We start from the raw sequence: 23,519 nt of genomic DNA, 5'->3' as shown, positions 1-23,519 counted from the left end.
AGCTCTAGGCGAAGGGGGTTTCGGCGTGGTTCAGGTGCCGAGTCCGACGATCAGGGCCCGCCGGCTGCGCCGTGAGTTGCGCCGCCTGCGGGACCGGACAGGTCGTACCGCCGACGGGGTCGCCAAGACGTTGGGGTGGCACCGGAGCAAGGTCATTCGTTTCGAGCTTGGGCATACCCGGGTGATGCCCAAGGACATGCAGGCGTTGCTTGACCTCTACGAAGCCACCGCCGAGGAGCGGGCGTCGCTCACCGCGTTGCTTCGGCAGTCCCGGCAGAAGGGATGGTGGAGCGCCTACGATGACGTGTTGCCTGATGCCTACGTTGGATTCGAGGCCGAGGCTGCCTCGATCTGCACCTTCGAAAGTCTTTACGTGCCGGGGCTGTTGCAGACGGAGGAGTACGTCCGGGCGATTGTCAAAGCCGGACGCTGCCTCGGGAGCCAGGATGAGGTAGATCGCGTCGTGGCGGCGAGGCTGGCGCGCAAGGCGTTGCTGTCGCGGGACGTGCCACCGTCGTTGTGGATCGTGCTGGACGAGGCGGTCCTCCATCGTGTCGTTGGTGGCCCGAAGGTGATGCGTGCACAGCTCCAACGCCTGGTCGAAGCCTGTGAGCTGCCGACGATCGAGATCCAGATCCTGCCGTTTGGCGCTGGAGCGCACGCCGCGATGGGCGGTGCCTTTACGCTGCTGGAATACGCCGATCCGCGGCTTGATCCGACAGTGGTCTATCTGAGTAACGACACCAGCACCCTGCTGTTGGAGGAAGACCGCCAGGTGGCGCGATATAGACTCATGTTCGATCATGTGCGGGCGAAGGCACTCGACCCTGACCGATCGGCGGACTTCCTCGCCCAGGTCGTTGCCGAGGCCCCGGACTGAGTCCGACCCCTTGGAGCGATACCGATGAAGTCCTCGGAGCTTGCAGCAGTCCGATGGAGGAAGAGCAGTCGCAGCGGTGCGAATGACTCGAACTGCGTCGAGGTGGCGGGGCTGGATGACGGGCTGGCGGTCCGGGACTCGAAGGATCCGGTTGGTCCGGTGCTCGTCTTCGGATCGGTCGCCTGGGCGTCCTTCGTCGCCGGGCTTCCAGGACGTCGACGCGTTGGCCGGCCCGGAGGACGGTCCGCCTCCCGGAGCTGACCTGACCGCCGCTGCCCGGCTCGGGGCGACGGTTCGCTGATCCGGTTGAATGGTCGGATGGCGGTACGAATTGACATCGACGCCCTTCGGGGTGAGGCCGGGGCGCTGGCCCGTGACGCGGCGGACACGCTTCGGAAAGCCCGGCAGCCGGTGCGGGTCGACCCTGCCGGCGGGGGTGCCAGCGGGGTGTTCCGGCTGGCCGGGGAGCCGCCGTGCGAGACCTGGGTCGGGGTTACCGCGGCGGGCTTCACCGTCGAGTGCGACTGCGCGGCCGGCGCGGACGAGTTGTGCGCGCACGCGGCGGCGTTGACCGCCGCCGCGGTCGAGGACGGGTTCGACTGGTCGTCGGCGGCCACCCCGCCGTCGGCGGTGCAGATTGATCCCCGGGTGGCCGAACTGGTCGACCTCGCCCGCACCGTACCCGCCGGGCGACTGGCCTGGCTGGTGGGTGAGTGGGCAGCCGGGGACCGGGTGTTGGCGAGCCGGCTGCGGGGCTACGCCGGCCGGCTGGCCGCGCCGAGCGCCGCGGAACTGGCCGATGTGGGCCGGACCATCGACTCGATCGCCGGCGACGCGACCAACGGGTACCACTGGGACCTGTACGACGTGGTCAAGGCCGGCCAGGCGATTGTGGAGGAGCTGCGGGTGCTGGCGCAGCGGCCGGCCGCCGAACCGACCCTGCTGGTGGTCGAGCGGGCAGCTCGTGTCTGGGACGGGCTCGCCGGCTATCTCTACGATGCCTGGGAGACCTATGAGGTGGAGCCGGGGGAGATCGGCGGCGCGATCCGGGCGGTGCACCTGTCGCTCTGCGAGCAACTGGGACCGGATCCGGACGAGCTGGTGGCCCGGCTGACCGACATCGTCGCGGCGGCCGAGGTCGACTCCTGCCTGGATGAGCCCTGGGAATACGTCAATGTGCTCGGCCCGGACCGGGTCAAGGCGCTGCGGCGGCGATAACAGAGTGGCGCGGTGCCGGGAAGGTTTGGTGGCCGGTGGTAAGGCGAGCTGTCCCGGTGTCGGGAATGTGACGCGGGAGATCTGGGTGGTTCGGCGGGTTAGAGTCGCTGTTCGAACCCGTGACCCAGTTCGGGGCGCGGTGTCACAGGTTGGGGGTACCAGGTGATCGAGGGGCAGCCGAGCGTGCCGGACGGGCTCGACCCGTCGGGCACCGACACCACGCTCGTGGTGGTGACCGGGGTCTCCGGCGGTGGGCGCAGCACCGTTGCCCGCGCCCTGGAGAATGTCGGCTACTACGTGGTCGACAACCTGCCCCAGGCGCTGATGCTGGACATGGCCGAGCTGGCGATGAAGGCCGGTGGCGCCGCCCGGCGTACGGCGATGGTGCTGGACGTGCGCTCCCGGGCGTTCTCCACCGACCTGGCGGGTGCGATCCGGGAGCTCAAGGAGCGGGGTTTCGCCCCGCGGGTGGTCTTCGTTGACGCCGACGACGAGGTGTTGATCCGGCGCTTTGAGAGCGTCCGGCGTTCGCACCCGTTGCAGGGGGAGGGGCGGCTCGCCGACGGCATCGCGGTGGAGCGCGGGCTGCTGGAGGGGGCCCGCGACCAGGCCGACGTGTTCGTCGACACCAGCCACCTCAACGTCAACCAGCTGCGTCGGCGGATCGAGGAGCTCTTCGGCGCCGAGGATGCCCGGCGGCTGCGGGTGACCGTGGTCTCCTTCGGTTTCAAGTACGGCGTGCCGCCGGATGCCGACTTCGTCTGCGACGCCCGGTTCCTGCCGAACCCGTACTGGGTGCCGGAGTTGCGCGAGCACACCGGGCAGGTGGAGGCGGTCAGTTCGTACGTGTTGGGCCAGGAGGGCGCCGAGGATTTCGTGGCGACCTTCGCCGACCTGCTAAATGCCACCACCGCTGGTTTCGAGCGGGAGGGTAAGCGGTATCTGACCGCCGCCGTCGGCTGTACCGGTGGCAAGCACCGCAGTGTCGCCATCGCCGAGGAGTTGGCCGCGCGGCTGCGGCAGACCGGCCTCGCCGTCAACGCGCAGCACCGTGACCTGGGGCGCGAGTGACGGCTATCCGGGTGGTCACCTTCGGCGGTGGGCACGGACTCTCCGCTTCGCTGCGGGCACTGCGGCGCTGTGCTCCCGAACTCGATCTTGATCTGACCGCGGTGGTGACGGTCGGCGACGACGGCGGGTCCAGCGGCCGGCTGCGGGCGGAGCGGGGCGGGCTGCCGCCGGGGGACCTGCGGCAGGCGCTCGTCGCGCTGGCCGGAGATCATCCCGCTACGCAGCGCAGCGCCGGGCTCTTCCAACACCGCTTCGCCACGGCGCCGACGCCGACGCTCGGCGACCCGGCGGCCACCGCGAGCGGACTGACCGGGCATGCCGTCGGCAATCTCGTGCTCTGCGGGCTGATGGAGCTGCTCGGCGACCCGGTGGCGGCGCTGGAGCATGCCGGCGCGATGTTGGGCACGGTCGGGCGGGTGCTGCCGATGTCCTGCGAGCCGGTCGGGATCGAGGCGCGGGTCCGAGGTGTTGACCCCGGCCGGCCGGCGGAGGTCAGCATCGTCAGCGGCCAGCATCAGGTGGCCGTCACCACCGGCCGGGTCGAGTCGCTGCGGCTGAACCCGGAGGCGCCGGCGGCCTGCCCCGAGGCGGTGGCCGCCATCGGCGCGGCCGACTGGCTCCTCTTCGGCCCGGGCAGCTGGTATACCAGCGTACTGCCGCACCTGTTGGTGCCGGAACTGGCCGTGGCCATCGCCGCGAGCCCCGCCCGCCGGCTGGTTACCCTGAACCTGGCCGCCGAGAAGGAGACGCTCGGGCTCTCGGTCGCTGATCACCTGGCCGAGCTGCGGTGGTACCTGCCGAAGCTGCGGGTCGACTGCGTACTCGGAGACGTCAAGGCGGTGGGCGATCCCGCGCCGGTCGAGCGTGCGGCAGAATCGCTGGGCGCTCGGCTGATCCTCGCCCCGGTCGCGGTCAACGACGGCACGCCCTGTCATGATTCGGCTGCTCTCGCCGCTGCTCTGGTGCCGGTCCTGGGCGCCGCTCGTTAGACACGTACGTAATCTCCGGCGACACGCCGGAACCGGTCCGTGAGAGGACGCACAATGGCGATGACGGCGGCGGTCAAGGACGAGCTGAGCCGGGTTGACGTGCCCAAGCCCTGCTGCCGGCGGGCGGAGATGGCGGCGCTGCTGCGCTTCGCCGGCGGGTTGCACATCGTCTCCGGTCGGGTGGTCGTGGAGGCCGAGCTGGACACCGGGGCGGTGGCCCGGCGGCTGCGGCGGGAGATCGCCGATGTCTATGGCTACCCCAGCGAGATCCACGTCCTCGCCTCCGGTGGCCTGCGCAAGGGCAGTCACTTCATCGTGCGGGTGGTCAAGGACGGGGAGTTCCTGGCCCGGCAGACCGGCCTGCTCGATGTCCGCGGTCGGCCGGTGCGGGGCCTGCCACCGCATGTGGTGGCCGCCAACGTCTGCTGCGCGGTCTCGGCCTGGCGCGGCGCGTTCATGGCGCACGGTTCGTTGACCGAGCCGGGTCGCTCCAGTGCGATGGAGATCACCTGCCCCGGCCCGGAGTCGGCACTCGCCCTGGTCGGCGCGGCCCGCCGGATCGGCATCGCCGCGAAGAACCGCGAGGTGCGCGGCGTGGACCGGGTGGTCGTCAAGGACGGCGACGCCATCGCCGCCCTACTCACCCGGATCGGCGCCCATGCCAGCGTGCTGGCCTGGGAGGAACGTCGGGTCCGGCGGGAGGTGCGGGCCACCGCGAACCGGTTGGCGAACTTCGACGACGCGAACCTGCGCCGGTCGGCGCGGGCGGCGGTCGCCGCCGCCGCCCGGGTCACCCGTGCCCTGGAGATCCTCGCCGACGACGCGCCGTACCACCTGACCTCGGCCGGGCGGCTGCGGCTGGAGCACCGCCAGGCATCGCTGGAGGAACTGGGCGCGCTCGCCGACCCGCCGTTGACCAAGGATGCGATCGCCGGACGGATCCGGCGGCTGCTCGCGCTCGCCGACAAGCGAGCCCGCGATCTCGGCATCCCGGATACCGAAGCGGCAGTCACGCCGGACATGCTCGTGGTCTGATAGGACGGCGGCGGGAACCACCCGCCGGAGCAGGACCCCCCATGCTCGGATAGGGTCGCTGCGTACGGCAAGGGAGCCGGCACTCGGCATTCCTCGCCGTGCGCACCGCCTCGGGCGGTCGGTCCCTCGGACCGCGGCGGGGCGGCCGAGATGAACCGTCAAACGGCCGGTTGGTTCCACCGGCTGGCGCAGACTCGTCGCCGGCCCGTGGGTCATCACGCCGGCGGACTAGAACGCGAGGAGATGGGACCTGTGACCATCCGGGTTGGCATCAACGGCTTCGGCCGGATCGGCCGTAACTTCTTCCGGGCAGTGCTGGCGTCCGGCGCTGACATCGAGATCGTGGCGGTCAACGACCTGACCGACAACGCGACGCTCGCCCACCTTGTCAAGTACGACAGCATCCTCGGCCGGCTGCCGTACGAGGTGAAGGCCAGCGCGGACGAGATCACCGTGGGCGGCAAGACCATCAAGGTGTACGCCGAGAAGGACCCGGCGAACCTGCCCTGGGGTGAGCTGGGCGTGGACGTGGTCATCGAGTCCACCGGCCTCTTCACCGACGCCACCAAGGCGAAGGCGCACGTCGGCGGCGGTGCCAAGAAGGTGATCATCTCTGCGCCGGCGAAGAACGAGGACGTCACCGTGGTGATGGGCGTCAACCACGCGGAGTACGACCCGGCCAAGCACACCGTCATCTCCAACGCCTCCTGCACCACCAACTGCCTGGCGCCGATGGTGAAGGTCCTGCAGGACACGTTCGGCATCGAGCAGGGTCTGATGACCACCATCCACGCCTACACCCAGGACCAGAACCTCCAGGACGCCCCGCACAAGGATCTGCGTCGCGCCCGTGCCGCCGCGCTGAACATCGTGCCGACCTCCACCGGTGCGGCGAAGGCGATCGGCCTGGTGCTGCCGGAGCTCAAGGGTCGGCTGGACGGCTACGCGCTGCGGGTGCCGATCCCGACCGGATCCGCCACCGACCTGACCGTCACCGTCGGCCGGGAGACCACGGTGGACGAGGTCAACGCCGCGATGAAGGCGGCCGCCAACGGCCCGCTCAACGGTGTCCTGTCCTACAACGAGGACCCGATCGTCTCGGCCGACATCGTCACCGACCCGGCGTCCTGCATCTTCGACGCCCCGCTGACCAAGGTGATCGGCAACCAGGTGAAGATCGTCGGCTGGTACGACAACGAGTGGGGCTACTCGAACCGCCTGGTGGATCTCGTGAAGCTGGTTGGTCAGTCGCTGTGAGTGCGCGTAGGCAGCTCGCGGGGGGCCTGGTGACGAAGGGAAGGTCGGTCCGGTGACTATCCGCACCCTCGACGACCTGCTCGCCGAGGAGGTAACGGGTCGGCGGGTGTTGGTCCGCGCGGACCTGAACGTCCCGCTCGACAAGCAGACTGGTCAGATCACCGACGACGGCCGGATCCGGGCCGTGCTGCCGACCCTGGGCGCGCTCGTCCAGGCCGGCGCGAAGGTGGTCGTCTGCTCCCACCTGGGGCGGCCGAAGGGCAGCCCCGACCCGGCGTTCAGCCTGCGTCCGGTCGCCGGGCGGCTCGGAGAGCTGCTCGGTGCGCCGGTGCACTTCGCCGAGGACACGGTCGGCGACTCGGCCCGGTCCACGGTGGCGGGCCTCGCCGACGGCCAGGTCGCCCTGCTGGAGAATCTTCGGTTCAACCCGGGTGAGACCAGCAAGGACGAGGCGGAGCGGGGCGCCTTCGCCGACCAGCTCGCCGCGCTCGCCGACGCGTACGTGGACGACGCGTTCGGCGCAGTGCACCGTCGACACGCCAGCGTCTACGACGTACCGGCCCGGCTGCCGCACGTGGCGGGCCGGCTGGTGCTGCGCGAGGTGGAGGTGCTCGGCACCCTCGCCGGGGAGCCGGACCGCCCGTACGTGGTGGTGCTCGGTGGGTCGAAGGTCTCCGACAAGCTGGCGGTGATCGAGGCGTTGCTGCCGAAGGTCGACCGGCTGCTGGTCGGCGGCGGCATGTGCTTCACCTTCCTGAAGGCGCAGGGCCACGAGGTGGGCTCCTCGCTGCTGGAGGAGGAGATGGTCGAGACCTGCCGGAGCCTGCTGGACCGCGCCGACGGCAAGATCATGCTGCCGGTTGACGTGGTGGCGGCGGACGCGTTCGCGCCGGACGCCGCGCACGACACGGTGCGGGCGGACGGGATCCCCAGCAAGCGGGTCGGGCTCGACATCGGCCCGGAGACGGTGGCTGGTTTCGCCGCCGCGCTGCGGGACGCTCGGACGATCTTCTGGAACGGCCCGATGGGCGTGTTCGAGATGGCGGCCTTCGCGCACGGCACCCGCGGTGTCGCCGAGGCGATCGCGAAGTCGGACGCGTTCACCGTGGTCGGTGGCGGCGACTCCGCCGCCGCGGTGCGGGCGCTCGGCCTCGACGAGCAGGCGTTCAGCCACATCTCCACCGGTGGCGGCGCCAGTCTTGAGTATCTGGAGGGCAAGGCCCTCCCCGGCATCGCGGCCTTGGAGAGCTGAATGGCCAACCCCACCCGCCGGCCGCTGATGGCCGGCAACTGGAAGATGAACCTCAACCATCTCGAGGCGAACCTGCTGGTGCAGAAGCTCGCCGCGAGCCTCACCGCGAAGCAGCTCACCGACGTCGAGACGGTGGTGCTACCGCCGTTCACCGACCTACGGACGGTGCAGACCGCCGTGGACGGGGACAAGCTGCTGGTGGGTTACGGCGCGCAGGACCTCTCGCCGCACGCGTCGGGAGCGCACACCGGTGACATCGCCGGGCCGATGCTGACGAAGCTGGGCTGCACCTACGTGGCGGTCGGCCACTCCGAGCGGCGGGCGAACCACCACGAGGATGACGCGGTCGTCAACGCGAAGGTGCAGGCGGCGCTCACCCATGGCCTCGCCCCGATCCTCTGCGTGGGGGAGGGGCTGGACGTTCGGGAGCAGGGCGGCCAGGTGGCGCACTGCAACGACCAGCTCGACGCCGCCCTCAAGGGGCTCTCCGCCGAGCAGGTGACCCAGGTTGTCGTCGCGTACGAGCCGGTCTGGGCGATCGGCACCGGCAAGACGGCCACCCCGGAGGACGCCCAGGAGGTCTGCGGGGCGCTCCGTCAGCGCCTTGCCGGGCAGCTTGGTCAGGAGACGGCCGACCAGGTGCGGATCCTGTACGGCGGGTCGGTCAAGTCGTCGAACGTGGCGGCCATCATGGCTCAGCCAGACGTGGATGGCGCCCTTGTCGGCGGCGCCAGCCTGGACGCTGAGGAGTTCGCGAAGATCTGCCGGTTCCCGGAGCACACCACCGGCTGACCGCTTCGCTATCCTTGACTCCGCCCGTCCGCCGGTCGGTGCCACCGTGCCCGTTCTGCTCGGGCGAGGATCGCAACGAGAGGACTGTCCCCCGCCATGCCGATCTGGTTCGCGTACACGTTGATCGTGTTGCTGGTCATTACGAGCGTCATGCTCACCCTGCTGATCCTGCTACACCGGGGTAAGGGCGGTGGGATGTCCAGCATGTTCGGCGGCGGGGTCAGCTCCAGCCTGGCGGGGTCGTCGGTCGCCGAGAAGAACCTGGACCGCTACACCGTTCTGGTGGGCATTGTCTGGTTCGCCTGCATCGTCGGTCTTGGGCTCTGGCTGCGGCTTCAGCAGGCCAGCGTCGGCTGAGCCCAGCACGTCGAGTCACCACCGCGCGCGGTTCGTCTTCGGACGAGCCGCGCGCGGTTTCGTTTCACCCATCCCGCTGTCGGTGTTGCCGCGTGCGCGGCGCCGCAGCGGACGCTACGGCGCCGCTGGGCGGCAGCTCAGCGGACGCTGCGGAAACGGGCGGGTAGGTCGGCGGCGGCGCTGCGATCCAGCAGCCAGAGGGTGCGGTCGATGCCCCGCACACCGGCGGCCGGTAGCTGCACCGGCCCCGCACCAGCCAGCGCCAGGCCGACCGCGCGGGCTTTGTCCGCCCCGCTGGCGACCAGCCACACCTCCTCCGCGGTGTTGATCGTCGGCAGGGTCAGGGTGGTCCGGATCGGCGGCGGCTTCGGGCTACCCCGGACGGCACTGACCGGCCGGCTCTCGTGGTGCACCGGATGCTCCGGGAAGACCGAGGCCACGTGCCCGTCCTCGCCCACCCCCAGCAGGAGCACGTCGAAGTGGGGGAGGACGGCGGTGCCGGGGCGGGCCGCCTGGGCCAGCTCCGCCGCGTACCGAGCCGCGGCCTCCTCCGGGTCACTGCCGGCCGGGTCGTCCGAAGCCGGCATCGGGTGCACCCGGGCCGGGTCTAGCGGCACCGCGTCCAGGAGCGCCGTCCGGGCCTGCGTCGCGTTGCGCTGCGGGTCACCCTCGGGCAGGAACCGCTCGTCGCCCCACCAGACGTCCACCCGGGACCAGTCGACCGCGTCGCGGGCGGGCAGCGCCGCCAAGGCTCGGTAGACGGCGGCGGCGATCCGCCCGCCGGTCAACACCACCGACGCCTGACCGCGCCCGGTCTGCGCATCGAGGATCCGGACCAGTAACCGGGCGGCCACCGCCTGCGCCAACAGTTCGGCGTCGGCGTGGACCGCGATACTCGCCTCGCTCATGCCCGTGCGACCCCCGCGTGCGCGGTGATCCCCGCCTCGGCCTGCCGGGCCTGGGCCGGGTCCTTCCAGACATGTACCCGTTGGGCGGGGCGGCGTTCCAGCCCGGAGAGCCCCGCGGCGGCACCGAGCGCCTCCGCGTACACCTGGTCGGCGTCGAGTCGGCGTAGCTCCTCGGCCAGCTCGTCGCCGAGGGGCCGGCGCACCAGCGGCAGGAGACGGTCGTCCTGGCCGGTGCGGCGGAACACCGCCATGCTGTCGTTGCGGGTCAGTGTCAGCTCGTCGCCGTTGGCGCAGCGCAATTGCACCTCATACATCCGGGCGTGCTGGTCGGTGTGCCGCCACTCGGGATCGATCCCCAGCCGGGCAGCGAGCCAGCCACGCATCAGCGCGGCCGTCGGGTCGGTCGGTGGTGCCACCACGGTCGCCGCGGTGACCCGCGCCTCGGTGGTGTCGAAGGCGCCCGCCACCAGGGTGCGCCACAACGTGACCCGGGTCCAGGCCAGGTCGGTGTCTCCGGGCGCGTAGTCGTGCGCCCGCTGCCGCAGCGCCTCGATCGGGTTGTCGGCCTGCGCGGCGTCGGTGATGCGTCGGTCGGCCACCACGCCCAGGAAGTCGGTGGCGATCTCGGCCGGCGGGTCCGCGTGCCACCAGGTCACCACCGGTACGTCCGGCACCAGCAGCGGCATCACCACCGACTCGGCGTGCAGGGCCAGCCGGCCGTGCATCCGGGCCACCACCGCCTCACCGGGGCCGAGCCGGCCCCCCACGACGATCTCCGCGTCCAGCCGGTTTCGATCCCGATCCACATCGGAACGAACCACGATCAGCAGCCGGCACGGGTGGGCGGCGGAGGCGATCGTCGCCGCCGCCTCCGCCTCGCGGACCCGCTTCTCGTCCACCACCACGATCAGGGTGAGTGCCATGCCACTGGCCACCCCGCCGGCGCTGCGCCGCTCGGCGGCGAGCGCCTTGACCACCTCGTTGCCGGTGGTGTCCCACAGGCCGATCATCGCTGCCTCCCAGTCCGCTCGCGTCGCCCGGTCGTCACGCCCGCCGCCAGGCGCGGCCCGCCTGGGCCAGCATCTCGTCGGTGCGGCGGGGACCCCACTCACCGGATCGGTAGGGCTCCGGTTTCGTGCCCGCCCAGGCATGTTCCAGCGGGTCCACCACCCGCCAGCTCTGCTCGACCTCGGCGGCGTCCGGGAAGAGGGTGCGGTCGCCGATCAGGACGTCCAGCACCAACCGCTCGTACGCCTTCGGGCTGGCCTCGGTGAACGCCTCGCCGTACTGGAAGTCCATCGCGATGTCGCGGACCTCCATCGCGGTCCCGGGCACCTTGGAGCCGAACTTGAGGACCACGCCCTCGTCCGGCTGGACCCGGATGACGAGTTGGTTGTTGCCCAGCGACTTCACATCGGCGTCGTTGAACGGCAGGTGTGGGGCCTTCTTGAACATGACCGCGACCTCGGTCACCTGGCGGGGCATCCGCTTGCCGGCGCGGATGTAGAAGGGCACCCCCGCCCACCGGCGGTTCTGGATGCCGAGCTGCACCGCGACGTAGGTCTCGGTGGTCGAGTCCGCCGGGACCCCCTCCTCGTCCAGGTAGCCGAGGGCACGTTCGCCGCCGACCCAGCCGGGCAGGTACTGGCCGCGTACGGTCCCCTGGCTCACATCTGATGGCAGGGTGATGGCCTTGAGTACCTTGAGTTTCTCGGCGCGGATCTCGTCGGCGGCGAAGCTGGTGGGCTCCTCCATCGCCACCAGTGCGAGCAGCTGCAGGAGATGGTTCTGGAGCACGTCCCGGGCGGCGCCAGCGGTGTCGTAGAATTCGGCTCGGGTGCCGATCCCCACCTCCTCGGCCATGGTGATCTGCACCGAGTCGACGTATCTCGAGTTCCACAACGGCTCGAACAGGTTGTTGGCGAACCGCAGGGCGAGGATGTTCTGGACTGTCTCCTTGCCCAGGTAGTGGTCGATGCGGAAGACGTCCCGACGGGTGAAGACATCGTCCACCAGGTCGTTGAGTTCCTTCGCCGAGGGCAGATCGTGCCCGAACGGCTTCTCGACCACGACTCGGCGCCACCCGCCGGAGCTGGCGTTATCCGACATTCCGGTGCGGGCGAGCTGCTTGAGCACCACCGGGAAGGCCGCCGGGGGGATGGCGAAGTAGAAGGCGGCGTTGCCGGGAATGCCATGCGACTGGCGTAGCCCGTCCAACGTGTCCGCCAACTGGTCAAAGGCGGCGTCCTCGTCGAATGACCCGCCGACGAACTTGATGTTGCCGGCCAGCCGCGCCCACACCTCCTCTCGCCAGGGAGTGCGGGCGTGTGCCTTCGCCGCGGTCTGGGCGAAGGACTCGAAGTCGCCGTCACCCCAGTCCCGGCGGGCGACGCCGAGCACGACGAAGCTCGGGGGCAGCAGCCCTCGGTTCGCAAGGTCGTACACCGCGGGTAGTAACTTTTTGCGGGCCAGGTCCCCGGTAACGCCGAAAATGACCAGAGCGCAGGGTTCCGGGATGCGGGGCAGCCGTCGGTCCTGCAGGTCGCGTAACGGGTTGGTCACGCCGTCTCCTCGCTCCGCCTTGTTTCATCCGTCATCGTCGCCTGGGTAGCGCGGCAGCCGCCTCCAACAGCTGCGTCACCCCCGCCGACCGGTCGGTCAGGTGTAGCCGCAGCACCGGACGCTTCCGGTCAGCCAGGGCCTGCCGGTCGCCCGCGGCCTGCGCCGCCTGCAACTCTCCGAAGCTGTACGGCTTCCCGGGCACCGGCAGATCAACGTCGACCGTACCGGTTAGCTGGAGGAAGCTACCCACCTGTGGGCCGCCCTTGTGATATTGCCCGGTGGAATGCAGGAACCGGGGGCCCCAGCCGAAGGTCACCGGCGGGCTGAGGGCCTCGGCCAACGCGGGGCGGAGCCGGGCCGCGTCGGCATCGGCTCCGCGGTCGAGGTACGCCATGACCGCGAGGTAGCCGTCGTCATCCACGCCGTCGATCAGCCAGCGCACTGCGCCGGCCAGGTCGTTCGGTACACCCGCCGGGGCGTACACCTCGATCGCGCCCTCAGTGAAGGACGGCTGCTCCGTCGGCGCGCCCGAGGCCAGGATCCGGTTGGTGTTCTCCTTGCTCTCGGTGACGTTCGGTTGGTTGAACGTGTCGATGCCGAGCACCATGCCGGCGACCGCGACCGCGTACTCCCAAGCGAGGAACTGGGCCCCCAACGGCCCGTTGACCGCCACGTCCGGCGTGCCGCCGGGCCCTTCCCCGCCGCTGAGTTCCCCGGCGGTCAGCGCCCCGCCGTAGCTGATGGTGAGGATGCCCTCGCCGGTGGCGCCCGGGCTGGTCGGCGACTCGACGACGACCGGCAGGATGCCGCTCCCGGACTTGCCGGTCGACTCGGCGATCAACTGCTCGGCCCAGTCACCGAGCCCGTCGATTCCGCTGCCGTCCGAGACCAGCGCCACCTTGTCCCGACCGGCGGTGGCCGCGGCGCCCAGCGCGGCGCCCAGCGCCAGCGCCGGGTTGTCCCGCTCGCCGGCCAACGACCCGGCGAAAGCCCCGGCCTGGTCCAGCAGCTCGGCCACCTCGACGCCGGCCAGCGCCGTCGGAACGAGGCCGAACGCGGTCAGCGCGGCGAAGCGCCCGCCGACATTCGGATCGGCCAGCACGGTGAACGCGCCCATCTCGGCAGCGGTCGCCGCCAGCGGCGAACCCGGGTCGGTGACGATCACGAAGTGTCGCCCGGCCTCCGCCTCGGACATCCCCGTGTCGAGGAACGCCTGCCAGTACGCGCGTCGCTGGCTGTCGGTCTCCACCGTCGAACCGGACTTGCTGGCCACCACGACGACGGTCCGCTCCAGGCGGTCGGCGAGCGCCGCCCGGAGCTGGCCCGGATCGGTGGTGTCCAGGATGGTCAGCGGCCGGCCGAGCGTCCGGGAGATCACCTCGGGAGCCAGCGACGAGCCGCCCATCCCGCAGAGCACCACGTGATCCAGGTCGGCCAGCTCCGAGGTCAGCTCGGCGAGTTGCGGAAGCAGATCCCGGCTGCGGGTGTGGGTGTCGACCCAACCCAGCCGGATCCGCGCCTCGTCCTGGGCCTCCGGCCCCCAGAGCGTGGGGTCCTTCGCCGCCAGTTTGCCGGGAACACCGGCCGCGGTTACCGCGGTCCGGGTGGAGGCGGCCGCGGCCTGGTCAACCGCGGCTGCCCCGCGTACCGAGAGGCCGGCAGCGGCCTCGACGGGCGGTCCGAGAAGCTCGCTCACGCGTTGCCTCCCGCCTGCTCGGGGGCCCGCGCGTTCTTCGTGGCGGCGTCGCCGGGGTGCTCGACGCCCCGGTTCGCGGCGGCGAGGGAACGGCGGACACCTTCGAGCAGCTCGTTCCAGCTCGCCGCGAACTTCTCCACCCCTTCGCGCTCCAGGGTGTCGATCACGTCGGTTAGGTCAACCCCCGCCGCCGCCAGGCCCGCGAAGACCTCCCGTGCCTCGTCGTAGCCGCCGGTGACGGTGTCGCCGCTGGTCTCGCCGTGCTCGGCATAGGCTTTGATCACCGGTTCCGGCATCGTGTTGACGGTGCCGGGGGCGATCAGCTCCTCGACGTAGAGCACGTCCCGGTAGTCCGGGTTCTTGGTCGAGGTGGAGGCCCAGAGCGGTCGCTGCGGATGCGCCCCGGCGTCGGCGAGGGCCTGCCACCGGTCGGAGGCGAAGACCTGGCTGTAGCGCTCGTAGGCCAGCCGGGCGTTGGCGATCGCGGCCCGACCGCGCAGCGCCCTGGCCTGCTCCGAGCCGATCTTCTCCAGCCGCTGGTCGACCTCGGTGTCGACCCGGGAGACGAAGAACGACGCCACCGAGCCGATCTTGGACAGGTCGTGGCCGTTCGCCTTCGCCTGCTCCAGGCCGGTCAGGAACGCCTCCATGACCGCCGAGTAGCGGTCCAGCCCGAAGATCAGGGTGACGTTCACGCTGATCCCCTCGGCCAGGGCGGCGGTGATCGCCGGCAGCCCGGCCTCGGTGGCCGGGACCTTGATGAACAGGTTCGGCCGGTCCACCAGCCACCAGAGCGCCCGCGCCTCGGCGACGGTCTGCACGGTCTCGTACGCCAGCCGCGGGTCCACCTCCAGCGAGACCCGTCCGTCCACTCCCGCCGACGCCTCGTACGCCGGTCGCATCACGTCACAGGCCCAGCGCACGTCGTACGCGGTGAGGGTGCGGACCGCCTCCTCGACGTTCACTCCGCGCATCGCGAGGTCGTGTAGCTGCCAGTCGTACTCCTTGGCGTCGCCCAGGGCCTTGGCGAAGATCGTCGGGTTGGTGGTCACCCCGACCAGGTGCTTCTCCCGGCGCAGCCGGTCCAGCTCGCCGCAGCTGAGTCGCGTCCGCGAAAGGTCATCGAGCCAGACCGCCACACCCGCGGCGGTGAGCTCACCCAGCCTGTCCGTCATGCCGTCGCGCTCCCCTCAGTTGCCGGTCGGATTACCGGTGATGTCGCCGACCCGGGTCAGTGCGGCGTGCGCCGCACCCACGATCCGGTCCGGGGTGAAACCGAACTCCTCGAAGAGCACGGTGTGCGGGGCGCTCGCCCCGAAGTGCTCCAGGCTGATGGTCTCGCCGCAGTCACCGACGAAGGCCCGCCAGGACATCGCGACACCCGCCTCCACGCTCACCCGTGCCCGCACCCCACGGGGTAGGACCGACTCCCGGTACGCCTCGTCCTGGGCCCGGAACCACTCCTGGCAGGGCATCGAGACGACTCGGGTGGGGGTGCCGTCGGCCTCCAGCCGCTCCCGGGCGGTGAGGCAGAGCTGCACCTCCGAGCCGGTGCCGATGAGGATCACCTGCGGCTTGCCGCCGCCGGCCTCGGCCAGCACGTATCCGCCGCGGGCCACCCCTTCCGCGCCGTTGAGCACGGTTCGATCCAGGGTCGGCAACGGCTGGCGGCTCAGTGCCAACGCGGCCGGTCGGTCGGTGTGCGTCAGGACCTGCCGCCACGCCCAGGCGGTCTCGTTCGCGTCGGCGGGGCGTACCACGTCCAGTCCGGGTACCGCCCGCAGCGCGGTGAGGTGCTCCACCGGCTGGTGGGTCGGACCGTCCTCACCGAGGCCGATCGAGTCGTGCGTCCAGACGTAGGTCACCGGCAGTTTCATCATCGCCGCGAGCCGCACCGACGGGCGCATGTAGTCGCTGAAGACGAGGAAGGTGCCGCCGTACGGGCGGGTGCCACCGTGCAGCGCGATCCCGTTGAGGATGGCGGCCATCGCGTGCTCACGGATGCCGAAGTGCAGCGTGCGGCCGTACTCGTTGCCCGGGAAGTCCTTGGTGGCGTGCTCGGCCGGGATGAAGGACGGCTCGCCCTTCATGGTGGTGTTGTTGCTGTCCGCCAGGTCGGCCGAGCCGCCCCACAGCTCCGGTAGCACCGGTGCGAGCGCGGCGAGGACCTTGCCGGAGGCCGCGCGGGTGGCGAGGCCCTTGGCGTCGGCGGGGAACGTGGGTAGGGCGTCCGTCCAGTCCGCCGGCAGGGTCCGGGTGGCCAGCCGGTCCCAGAGCGCCCGCCGTTCCGGGTTCGCCTGCCCCCAGGCCGAGAAGGTCTCGGTCCACTCGCGTTGGGCGGCGACGCCGCGTTCCAGGGCCTGGCGGGCGTGCTTGAGGACGTCCTCGTCGACCTCGAAGGTGCGCTCCGGGTCGAAGCCGAGGAGTTCCTTGGTGGCCGCGACCTCGTCGGCGCCGAGCGCCGCACCGTGGATCTTGCCGGTGTTCCGCTTGTTCGGTGCCGGCCAACCGATGATGGTGCGCAGCGCGATGAACGATGGCCGGCCGGTCTCCGCCCTGGCCGCCAGGAGCGCCCGGTACAGGGTGGCCACATCCTCGTGGTAGTCGTCGGCGTCGGCGTCGCCGCGCCGCCAGTCGACGGTCTGTACGTGCCACCCGTACGCCTTGTAACGGGCTGTGACGTCCTCGCTCTTGGCGATCCGGGTGTCGTCCTCGATCGAGATCTCGTTGTCGTCGTAGATCACGCAGAGGTTGCCCAGTTGCTGGTGCGCCGCGAGGGCGCTGACCTCGTGGCTGATCCCTTCCTCGATGTCGCCGTCGGAGGCGATGCACCAGATGTCGTGGTCGAAGAGCGAGGTGCCGCGCGCCGGCTCGGGGTCGAACAATCCGCGTTCCCGGCGGGCGGCCATCGCCATTCCGACCGCGTTGCCCAGGCCCTGCCCGAGCGGGCCGGTGGTCGTCTCCACTCCCGGGGTGTGCCCGTACTCGGGGTGGCCGGGGGTGAGGGAGCCCCACTGCCGCAGCCCTTCGAGGTCGGCGAGGCTCATCGGGTAGCCGGAGAAGTAGAGCTGGATGTAGAGGCTGAGGCTGGAGTGCCCGGCGGAGAGGACGAAGCGGTCTCGGCCGGGCCAGGTCGGGTCGGCGGGGTTGTGGCGCATGACCCGGTTGAAGAGTAGGTAGGCCGCGGGCGCCAGGCTCATCGCGGTGCCGGGATGGCCGTTGCCGGATTTCTCGACGGCATCCATGGCCAGCACGCGGACCGTGTCGACCGCCCGACGGTCGAGGTCGGACCAGTTGAGTGTAGGAAGCTCGGGTCGGTTGTCAGCCACGTTCGGTGTGCTCCTCGGCAGATGGGCGGAACCCTCACCGGTGACCCTATCGAGCGGTCCTAAACGTCCGCCCAGGGATCCGCGCATGCTGTTCTCCCGGTTCCGGCCGCTTAATCGCGTACGGGGTGTGACGGCCCGCACCGTTGCTGGGTCAGCAGGGCGGTCATTATGGCGGCGCGTAGGGTGGGGGCGGTGATGGTCCCGGATTGGGGCCCGATCATTCCGACCTCCCCCGCCCATGCCGGAAGGTGGCATCCGTGAGCATGATCACCGAGCGCCCCGTCAGCGACACCGCCGGGCAGTCGGTCAGCACGACGGGGGAGGGGACGGTCGGCTCGCGGCGGGACCTGCGGGCGGTGGTCGCGGCGTACGTGGCGTTGACCAAGCCGCGGATCGTGGAGCTGCTGCTGGTTACCACCGTGCCGGCGATGATGCTCGCGCACGGCGGTCTGCCGTCGCTCTGGCTGATGGCGGTGGTGTTGGTCGGCGGGTCGCTGGCGGCCGGCGCGGCCAGCGTCCTGAACTGTTACATCGACCGGGACATCGATCAGGTGATGCGGCGCACCAAGCGTCGCCCGCTGCCGGCGCACACCGTCGCGCCGCGGAACGCATTGGTCTTCGGCCTGGTGCTGGCAGCGGTCTCGGTCACCCTGCTGGCTGTCTTCACCAACGCGTTGGCCGCCGGGCTGACGCTGGCCGCGATCCTCTATTACGACCTGGTTTACACCGCCTGGCTCAAGCGCACCACCACGGCGAACACCTTCTGGGGCGGGGCCTGTGGGGCGGCGCCGGTGTTGATCGGCTGGGCCGCGGTGACCGGTTCCCTCGCGCCGGCCGCCTGGGCGCTCTTCGGGGTCGTCTTCTTCTGGCAGATGCCGCACTTCTACCCGCTGGCGATGAAGTACAAGGAAGACTATGCCCGGGCGGGCATCCCGATGCTGCCGGTGGTGGCGTCCACCCGGCGGGTCAACGCCGAGATTCTCATCTTCGCCTGGCTGACGGTGCTGGTGTCGCTGGTGGCCTGGCCGCTCGGGGCTGGGATCGGGCCGGTCTACGGGCTGCCGACCCTCGTCGTGGGGGTCATCTTCCTCGTCGAGGCGCACCGGCTGTGCCGTCGGGCGGCGCGGGGGCAGGCGGTCAAGCCGATGCGGCTGTTCCACTGGTCCACCACCTACCTGACCGTCGTCTTCGCGGCGGTTGCGCTGGATGCGGTGATCTGACCGTCCTGCTCCGGTCGGGGCGAAGGCATTGGGTTTTGTCGGGTTCCGTCATTGACCTGCGGGAATCCCTGGTTGGTCGGAAATCCGTCACCCTGGTTCTTGTTTTGGAAATCCCCGGGCCGCTAATGCGAAAATTATGCAGGTAAATCGGGCTAAAAGGGGCATTTCTGGTCACACTTTCGGGGTAACTGGCATCACAAAAGGTTCACCGAACTCGCCCGCATGGGGGGAACTCTGCTTAGGCTTCGCGTCATGGCAGATCGTTCCGATACGACGCTGACGGCCGAGCAGGCCGCCAACGGTCCGGCCCCCAGCGGCCTGGTGGCCGGCATCAAGTCGTTCGCCGCCGGGCATGGTGGGGCGAAGGCGGTCATCGAGTATGTCGGCAAGCGTGGTGCGCGCATCGTCCTCGTCGGCTCCGACGGGGTCTGGGGCGACCAGTTCGCCGACGACACCGTCGTCGCGCGGCAGGCGTGCGCCACGGCGGGCGTCACCGTCGAGAACGCCTGGGAGCGTGAACTGATGGACCAGATGCGTCCGAGTAACGATCTCTGGCGCTCGATGGCCCGGCGCACGATGGCGCGCTAGGCTCCCGGCTATGGTGATCACTTCGCCCGACTCGGCCCGGCGGCAGCCCCGAGTCGCCATCGTGACCTGTGCGGCCTTTCCTGACCTTGAGAGTGACGACCGCCTCGTCCGCGCGCCGCTCGCGGCTCGTGGCGTCACCGCCGAGGCGGTGATCTGGGATGATCCCGCCGTTGACTGGGCGGGCTATGACCTCGTGGTCCTCCGCTCGCCGTGGGACTACACCGCCCGCCGGGACGACTTCGTCGCCTGGGCGCAGACGGTGCCGGCGCTGGCCAACCCGGCGGACATCGTCCGCTGGAACACCGACAAGCGCTACCTCGAGCAGCTCTCCGCCGCGGGAGTGGCCGTCGTCCCCACCTCCTGGATCGAACCGGGGCAGCAGTGGTCGCTCCCCGCGGAGCGTGGGCAGTTCGTCATCAAGCCCTCGGTCAGCGCGGACAGCTGGGACACCGGCCGATACAACCTGGCCGACCCCGAGCACCGGGAACTCGCCCAGGCGCATGTGCGGCGCATCGGCGCGGCCGGACGAGTGACCATGGTGCAGCCGTACCTCTCCGCCGTTGACACCGACGGGGAGACCGCGTTGCTCTTCCTCGCTGGCCCCGACGGCCTGCGTTTCAGTCACGCGATCCGTAAGGGCGCGATGCTGACCGGCCCGGACCTGGGGCCGGCGGAGCCCCGTAAGACCGAGCGGGTCACCCCGCGCGCCGCGACCCCGGAGCAGGTGGCGGTGGCGGAGAAGATCCTCGCCGAGGTTCCGGGCGGACCGGAGCGGCTGCTCTACGCCCGGGTCGACCTGATCCCGGGCGAGGGCGACATGCCGCTCCTGGTCGAGCTGGAACTGACCGAGCCGTCACTCTTCCTCGGGTACGCCGACGGCGCCCCGGATCGCCTCGCGGATGCCATCCTGACCCACCTGCAGAACCAATCCTGAAGCATTCTCGCCCAACGTCGTCGGACGCGGGTTCGCGTCCGACGACGTTGGCGTTTGGCGACCACGTTGGCGTTTGGCGACCATGCCAAGGCGGTCCGAATGGCCGGGGTCGACGGCTCAGGCGGGAATGGGGACCGAGGGCTCGGTCGTGGTGTCGCCGGCGGTGGTGGCGCTCGGGGTGGGGTCGGGTTCCGGCCGGCGCTCCCGGGTTGACCGAAGCACCGCGAGGGTGGCCAGCAGCACCAGGCAGGAGCCGAGCATGTGGGCGCCGACGAGCAGCGCCGGCAGGTTGGTGAAGTACTGCACGTAGCCGATCACGCCCTGCCCGGCCTCCACCCCGACCAACACCAGCGCGGCCCGGGCGGGGCCGGCGGCGCCGACCGCCCGGAACGCGAAGACCAGGGCCACCGAGAGGCCGATCAGCAGGAACACGCCGTCGGCGTGGACCTGGGAGAGCTGTTCGGGGTCGAGGCCGTTGCGGGCCGCCCCACCGTCACCGGCGTGTGGGCCGCTGCCGGTGACCCAGGTGCCGACCACGAGGACAGCCACACAGACCACGGTGGTGATCACAGCGAGGGCGCGCAGCGGCCCGGGCACCACCGGCACGGTCGGGCCGTCCGGTTCCGCGATCCGCCGCCAGAGGGCGTACGCGAGGGCGATCACGACCATCGAGGCGAGGAAGTGCAGCCCGACCACCCACGGGTTGAGCTTGGTGAGGACGGTGATCCCACCGATCACGACCTGCGCCGGGATGCCGAGCAGGACCGCGACCGCGAGCGGCAGCAGGCCGCGTCGCCGCGGTCGGTGCAGCAGGAGGGCCACCACCACGGCGATGGCGACGATGCCGACCGCGAAGGTGAGTAGCCGGTTGCCATACTCGATCGCCCCGTGCAGGCCCATCTCCGGCGTTGCGGTGTACGACGTGTCGGTACATCGGGGCCAGGTGGGGCAGCCCAGGCCGGAGGCGGTCAGCCGGACGGCCCCGCCGGTGACGACGATCAGCACGTTCGCGAGAATGTTGGCGAACGCCAGCCGGCGAAGCATGGTGGTGGAGACCGGGAACCGGGCGGCGACAGTCACGGCGCAAATCCTACGCATCGTAGTGGTGCCCCCTCGGGCGGCTTCGCCACAACGGTGTTTTGGATCACCGGACCCCGAGTTTGCAGGCTTCCGGCGAATTACGTAACGTTGGCGTTGTGAAAAAGGTGGCGGGGCTCTCGGGGCACCAGCCGGCGCCGGTCGGGCTCGCCGGTGGGTCGGCCGTCGCCGACCCGTCAACCCGCGACCGGGTTACCCAGCTGCTGCTGGAGCGGGGTGCCACCACCGCCGCGCAGCTCGGGCGCGAGCTCGGGCTCAGCCCCGCCGCGATTCGACGGCACCTGGACGCGATGCTCGCCGAGGGAGATGTCCTCGCCCGCGATCCGGCGGTCCGAGGTCACCGCGGGCGTGGCCGTCCGGCCAGGGTCTTCCTGCTGACCGAGGCGGCCCGCGGTCGCTGCGGCACCCACCACTACGACAACATGGCCACCGCCGCGCTGCGCTGGATCGCCCGGGGCGGGGGATCGGCGGCGGTGGCGGCCTTCGCCGCCGAGCAGGTCTCCGCCCTGGAGACCCGCTGCCTGGCGGCCATGGAAGACGCCGGCGACGACCCGCTCGCCCGCGCGGAGGCACTCGCCGCCGCCCTGACCGCGGAGGGCTACGCTGCCAACGCCTCCACCATCGCCTCGGGGGGACAGCTGTGCCAACATCACTGCCCGGTCGCGCATGTGGCGGCCGAGTTCCCCCAGCTGTGCGAGGCCGAGACCGCGGTGATCTCCCGTCTGGTCGGCACCCACGTGCAGCGCCTGGCGACCATCGCGCACGGCGATGGGGTGTGCACGACGCACATTCCGGCCCAACCGGGGCATGTTCAGTCCAGTAAGACCGTCACCACTGTGAGGACAGATAGATGACCGAGCAGACCGTTCAGCCCCTGACCCAGGAGGAGCAGCTCGCCGCCCTCGGTCGCTACGAGTACGGCTGGGCCGACCCCGACGCGGCCGGCGCCGTCGCACAGCGTGGCCTCAACGAGGCGGTCGTGCGGGACATCTCGGCCAAGAAGGCGGAGCCGGCCTGGATGCTCGACCTGCGGCGCAAGGGGCTGCGGTTGTTCGATCGCAAGCCCATGCCGGCCTGGGGCGCCGACCTCACCGGGATCGACTTCGACAACATCAAGTACTTCGTGCGCTCCACCGAGAAGCAGGCGACCAGCTGGGAGGAGCTGCCGGAGGACATCAAGAACACCTACGACAAGCTGGGCATCCCCGAGGCGGAGAAGCAGCGGCTGGTCGCGGGGGTGGCGGCGCAGTACGAGTCCGAGGTCGTCTACCACAAGATCCGGGATGACCTGGAGGAGCAGGGCGTCGTCTTCCTCGACACGGACACCGCGCTCAAGGAGCACGAGGACCTCTTCAAGGAGTACTTCGGCACGGTGATCCCGGTCGGCGACAACAAGTTCGCCGCCCTGAACACCGCGGTCTGGTCCGGTGGTTCCTTCATCTACGTGCCGAAGGGCGTGCACGTGGAGATCCCGCTCCAGGCCTACTTCCGGATCAACACGGAGAACATGGGCCAGTTCGAGCGGACCCTGATCATTGTTGACGAGGGTGCGTACGTGCACTACGTCGAGGGCTGCACCGCCCCCATCTACTCCTCGGACTCGCTGCACAGCGCCGTCGTGGAGATCATCGTCAAGAAGAACGCCCGCTGCCGCTACACCACCATCCAGAACTGGTCGAACAACGTCTACAACCTGGTCACCAAGCGCGCGGTGTGCCACGAGGGCGCGACCATGGAGTGGATCGACGGCAACATCGGTTCCAAGGTCACGATGAAGTACCCGGCGGTCTTCATGACCGGTGAGCACGCCAAGGGCGAGGTGCTCTCGGTGGCCATGGCCGGCGAAGGCCAGCACCAGGACGCCGGTGCCAAGATGGTGCACGCCGCACCGCGCACCAGCAGCACCATCGTCTCGAAGTCGATCGCCCGCGCCGGCGGCCGCACCTCGTACCGCGGCCTGGTGCAGGTGTTGGAGGGTTCGCACAGCAGCAAGAGCACCGTGAAGTGCGACGCGTTGCTGGTCGACACCATCTCCCGCTCGGACACCTACCCGTACGTCGACATCCGCGAGGACGACGTGTCGATGGGGCACGAGGCGACCGTCTCGAAGGTCAGCGAGGACCAGCTCTTCTACCTGATGAGCCGAGGGCTGAGCGAGGACGAGGCGATGGCGATGATCGTCCGTGGCTTCATCGAGCCGATCGCCAAGGAGCTCCCGATGGAGTACGCGCTGGAGCTCAACCGCCTGATCGAGCTGCAGATGGAGGGCGCGGTCGGCTGAGGCCGTGGCGGATCCGACCCGTCCCCTGTTACTGACACCGTCGTCGCAGAAC

At 70.4% G+C, this 23,519-nt stretch carries 22 protein-coding genes; 15 read left to right on the top strand and 7 right to left on the bottom strand.

Going from position 1 to position 23,519, the window contains the following annotated elements; genetic code table 11:
* The first annotated feature begins 25 nt into the window (after nucleotides 1-25).
* The 10 genes from T398_RS21575 to secG all read left to right on the top strand — a co-directional run bounded on the left by T398_RS21575 (nucleotide 26) and on the right by secG (nucleotide 8,851).
* Nucleotides 26-880: a DUF5753 domain-containing protein gene (locus T398_RS21575; protein WP_496449486.1), complete on the top strand. Its 855-nt coding sequence runs from the start codon at nucleotides 26-28 to the stop codon at nucleotides 878-880.
* Between the two features lie 24 nt (nucleotides 881-904).
* The gene (locus tag T398_RS21570; RefSeq protein ID WP_496449484.1) at nucleotides 905-1,141 is read left to right on the top strand and encodes a DUF397 domain-containing protein; all 237 of its coding nucleotides are present in this window, start codon (nucleotides 905-907) and stop codon (nucleotides 1,139-1,141) included.
* A 57-nt stretch (nucleotides 1,142-1,198) separates the two neighbouring features.
* Nucleotides 1,199-2,098 (top strand): hypothetical protein, encoded by a 900-nt coding sequence (locus T398_RS21565; protein WP_496449483.1) that lies wholly within the window; start codon nucleotides 1,199-1,201, stop codon nucleotides 2,096-2,098.
* Nucleotides 2,099-2,260: 162 nt separating this feature from the next.
* Nucleotides 2,261-3,169, top strand: a complete 909-nt coding sequence (gene rapZ, locus T398_RS21560; RefSeq protein WP_496449481.1) for an RNase adapter RapZ — start codon at nucleotides 2,261-2,263, stop codon at nucleotides 3,167-3,169.
* Entirely contained in the window at nucleotides 3,166-4,158 is a 993-nt protein-coding gene (locus tag T398_RS21555; RefSeq protein WP_496449479.1) for a gluconeogenesis factor YvcK family protein, read from the top strand. The genes rapZ and T398_RS21555 overlap by 4 nt, the downstream gene beginning before the upstream one ends.
* A 54-nt stretch (nucleotides 4,159-4,212) precedes the next feature.
* Entirely contained in the window at nucleotides 4,213-5,193 is a 981-nt protein-coding gene (whiA, locus tag T398_RS21550) for a DNA-binding protein WhiA (protein ID WP_018223368.1), read from the top strand.
* A 252-nt stretch (nucleotides 5,194-5,445) separates the two neighbouring features.
* Entirely contained in the window at nucleotides 5,446-6,450 is a 1,005-nt protein-coding gene (gene gap, locus T398_RS21545; protein WP_496449477.1) for a type I glyceraldehyde-3-phosphate dehydrogenase, read from the top strand.
* A 52-nt stretch (nucleotides 6,451-6,502) separates the two neighbouring features.
* Nucleotides 6,503-7,702 carry a phosphoglycerate kinase gene (locus T398_RS21540; protein ID WP_496449475.1) on the top strand — a complete coding sequence of 400 codons (1,200 nt, stop codon included), beginning with the start codon at nucleotides 6,503-6,505 and terminating at the stop codon, nucleotides 7,700-7,702.
* Nucleotides 7,703-8,494 (top strand): triose-phosphate isomerase, encoded by a 792-nt coding sequence (gene tpiA / locus T398_RS21535; protein ID WP_496449474.1) that lies wholly within the window; start codon nucleotides 7,703-7,705, stop codon nucleotides 8,492-8,494.
* 96 nt (nucleotides 8,495-8,590) lie between these two features.
* The gene (gene secG / locus T398_RS21530; protein ID WP_018216261.1) at nucleotides 8,591-8,851 is read left to right on the top strand and encodes a preprotein translocase subunit SecG; all 261 of its coding nucleotides are present in this window, start codon (nucleotides 8,591-8,593) and stop codon (nucleotides 8,849-8,851) included.
* 137 nt (nucleotides 8,852-8,988) lie between these two features.
* Here secG and pgl read toward each other — a convergent pair whose 3' ends face one another.
* The 6 genes from pgl to tkt are packed head-to-tail and all read right to left on the bottom strand — an operon-like array spanning nucleotide 8,989 to nucleotide 17,346.
* Nucleotides 8,989-9,759 (bottom strand): 6-phosphogluconolactonase, encoded by a 771-nt coding sequence (gene pgl, locus T398_RS21525; protein WP_496449472.1) that lies wholly within the window; start codon nucleotides 9,757-9,759, stop codon nucleotides 8,989-8,991.
* Nucleotides 9,756-10,769: a glucose-6-phosphate dehydrogenase assembly protein OpcA gene (locus T398_RS21520; RefSeq protein ID WP_496449470.1), complete on the bottom strand. Its 1,014-nt coding sequence runs from the start codon at nucleotides 10,767-10,769 to the stop codon at nucleotides 9,756-9,758. The genes pgl and T398_RS21520 overlap by 4 nt, the downstream gene beginning before the upstream one ends.
* Before the next feature lie 34 nt (nucleotides 10,770-10,803).
* Nucleotides 10,804-12,321 carry a glucose-6-phosphate dehydrogenase gene (zwf, locus tag T398_RS21515; protein ID WP_496449468.1) on the bottom strand — a complete coding sequence of 506 codons (1,518 nt, stop codon included), beginning with the start codon at nucleotides 12,319-12,321 and terminating at the stop codon, nucleotides 10,804-10,806.
* A 31-nt stretch (nucleotides 12,322-12,352) separates the two neighbouring features.
* Nucleotides 12,353-14,017, bottom strand: coding sequence for a phosphoglucose isomerase-related protein (locus tag T398_RS21510; RefSeq protein ID WP_496449466.1), 1,665 nt, complete (start codon nucleotides 14,015-14,017; stop codon nucleotides 12,353-12,355).
* A complete protein-coding gene (gene tal / locus T398_RS21505; protein WP_496449464.1) occupies nucleotides 14,014-15,192 on the bottom strand; it encodes a transaldolase in 1,179 nt (392 codons plus the stop codon). The genes T398_RS21510 and tal overlap by 4 nt, the downstream gene beginning before the upstream one ends.
* A gap of 15 nt (nucleotides 15,193-15,207) precedes the next feature.
* The gene (gene tkt / locus T398_RS21500; protein WP_496449463.1) at nucleotides 15,208-17,346 is read right to left on the bottom strand and encodes a transketolase; all 2,139 of its coding nucleotides are present in this window, start codon (nucleotides 17,344-17,346) and stop codon (nucleotides 15,208-15,210) included.
* A 257-nt stretch (nucleotides 17,347-17,603) separates the two neighbouring features.
* Here tkt and T398_RS21495 point away from each other — a divergent pair, with 257 nt between their 5' ends.
* The 3 genes from T398_RS21495 (at nucleotide 17,604) to T398_RS21485 (ending at nucleotide 20,088) form a co-directional block, all read left to right on the top strand.
* Complete coding sequence (locus T398_RS21495; protein WP_496449461.1) at nucleotides 17,604-18,566, top strand: heme o synthase; 963 nt, start codon at nucleotides 17,604-17,606, stop codon at nucleotides 18,564-18,566.
* Between the two features lie 252 nt (nucleotides 18,567-18,818).
* The gene (locus T398_RS21490) at nucleotides 18,819-19,154 is read left to right on the top strand and encodes a hypothetical protein (protein ID WP_496449460.1); all 336 of its coding nucleotides are present in this window, start codon (nucleotides 18,819-18,821) and stop codon (nucleotides 19,152-19,154) included.
* Nucleotides 19,155-19,164: 10 nt separating this feature from the next.
* The gene (locus tag T398_RS21485) at nucleotides 19,165-20,088 is read left to right on the top strand and encodes an ATP-grasp domain-containing protein (protein WP_496449459.1); all 924 of its coding nucleotides are present in this window, start codon (nucleotides 19,165-19,167) and stop codon (nucleotides 20,086-20,088) included.
* A 117-nt stretch (nucleotides 20,089-20,205) separates the two neighbouring features.
* Here the strand turns inward: T398_RS21485 and T398_RS21480 are convergent, their stop codons facing one another.
* Nucleotides 20,206-21,186, bottom strand: coding sequence for a COX15/CtaA family protein (locus T398_RS21480; RefSeq protein WP_496449457.1), 981 nt, complete (start codon nucleotides 21,184-21,186; stop codon nucleotides 20,206-20,208).
* A 98-nt stretch (nucleotides 21,187-21,284) separates the two neighbouring features.
* Here T398_RS21480 and T398_RS21475 point away from each other — a divergent pair, with 98 nt between their 5' ends.
* Together T398_RS21475 and sufB are read left to right on the top strand one after the other, a co-directional pair.
* Complete coding sequence (locus T398_RS21475; protein WP_496449455.1) at nucleotides 21,285-22,040, top strand: helix-turn-helix transcriptional regulator; 756 nt, start codon at nucleotides 21,285-21,287, stop codon at nucleotides 22,038-22,040.
* On the top strand, nucleotides 22,037-23,467 hold the full coding sequence (gene sufB, locus T398_RS21470; RefSeq protein ID WP_496449453.1) for a Fe-S cluster assembly protein SufB: 1,431 nt from the start codon (nucleotides 22,037-22,039) through the stop codon (nucleotides 23,465-23,467). Before T398_RS21475 ends, sufB begins: the two co-directional genes overlap by 4 nt.
* Nucleotides 23,468-23,519 lie beyond the last annotated feature (52 nt).

The sequence above is a fragment of the Salinispora goodfellowii genome, assembly GCF_059570675.1.
The sequence above is the reverse complement of the archived record's forward strand: the minus strand, read 5'-3'. Positions and strand labels throughout refer to the sequence as shown.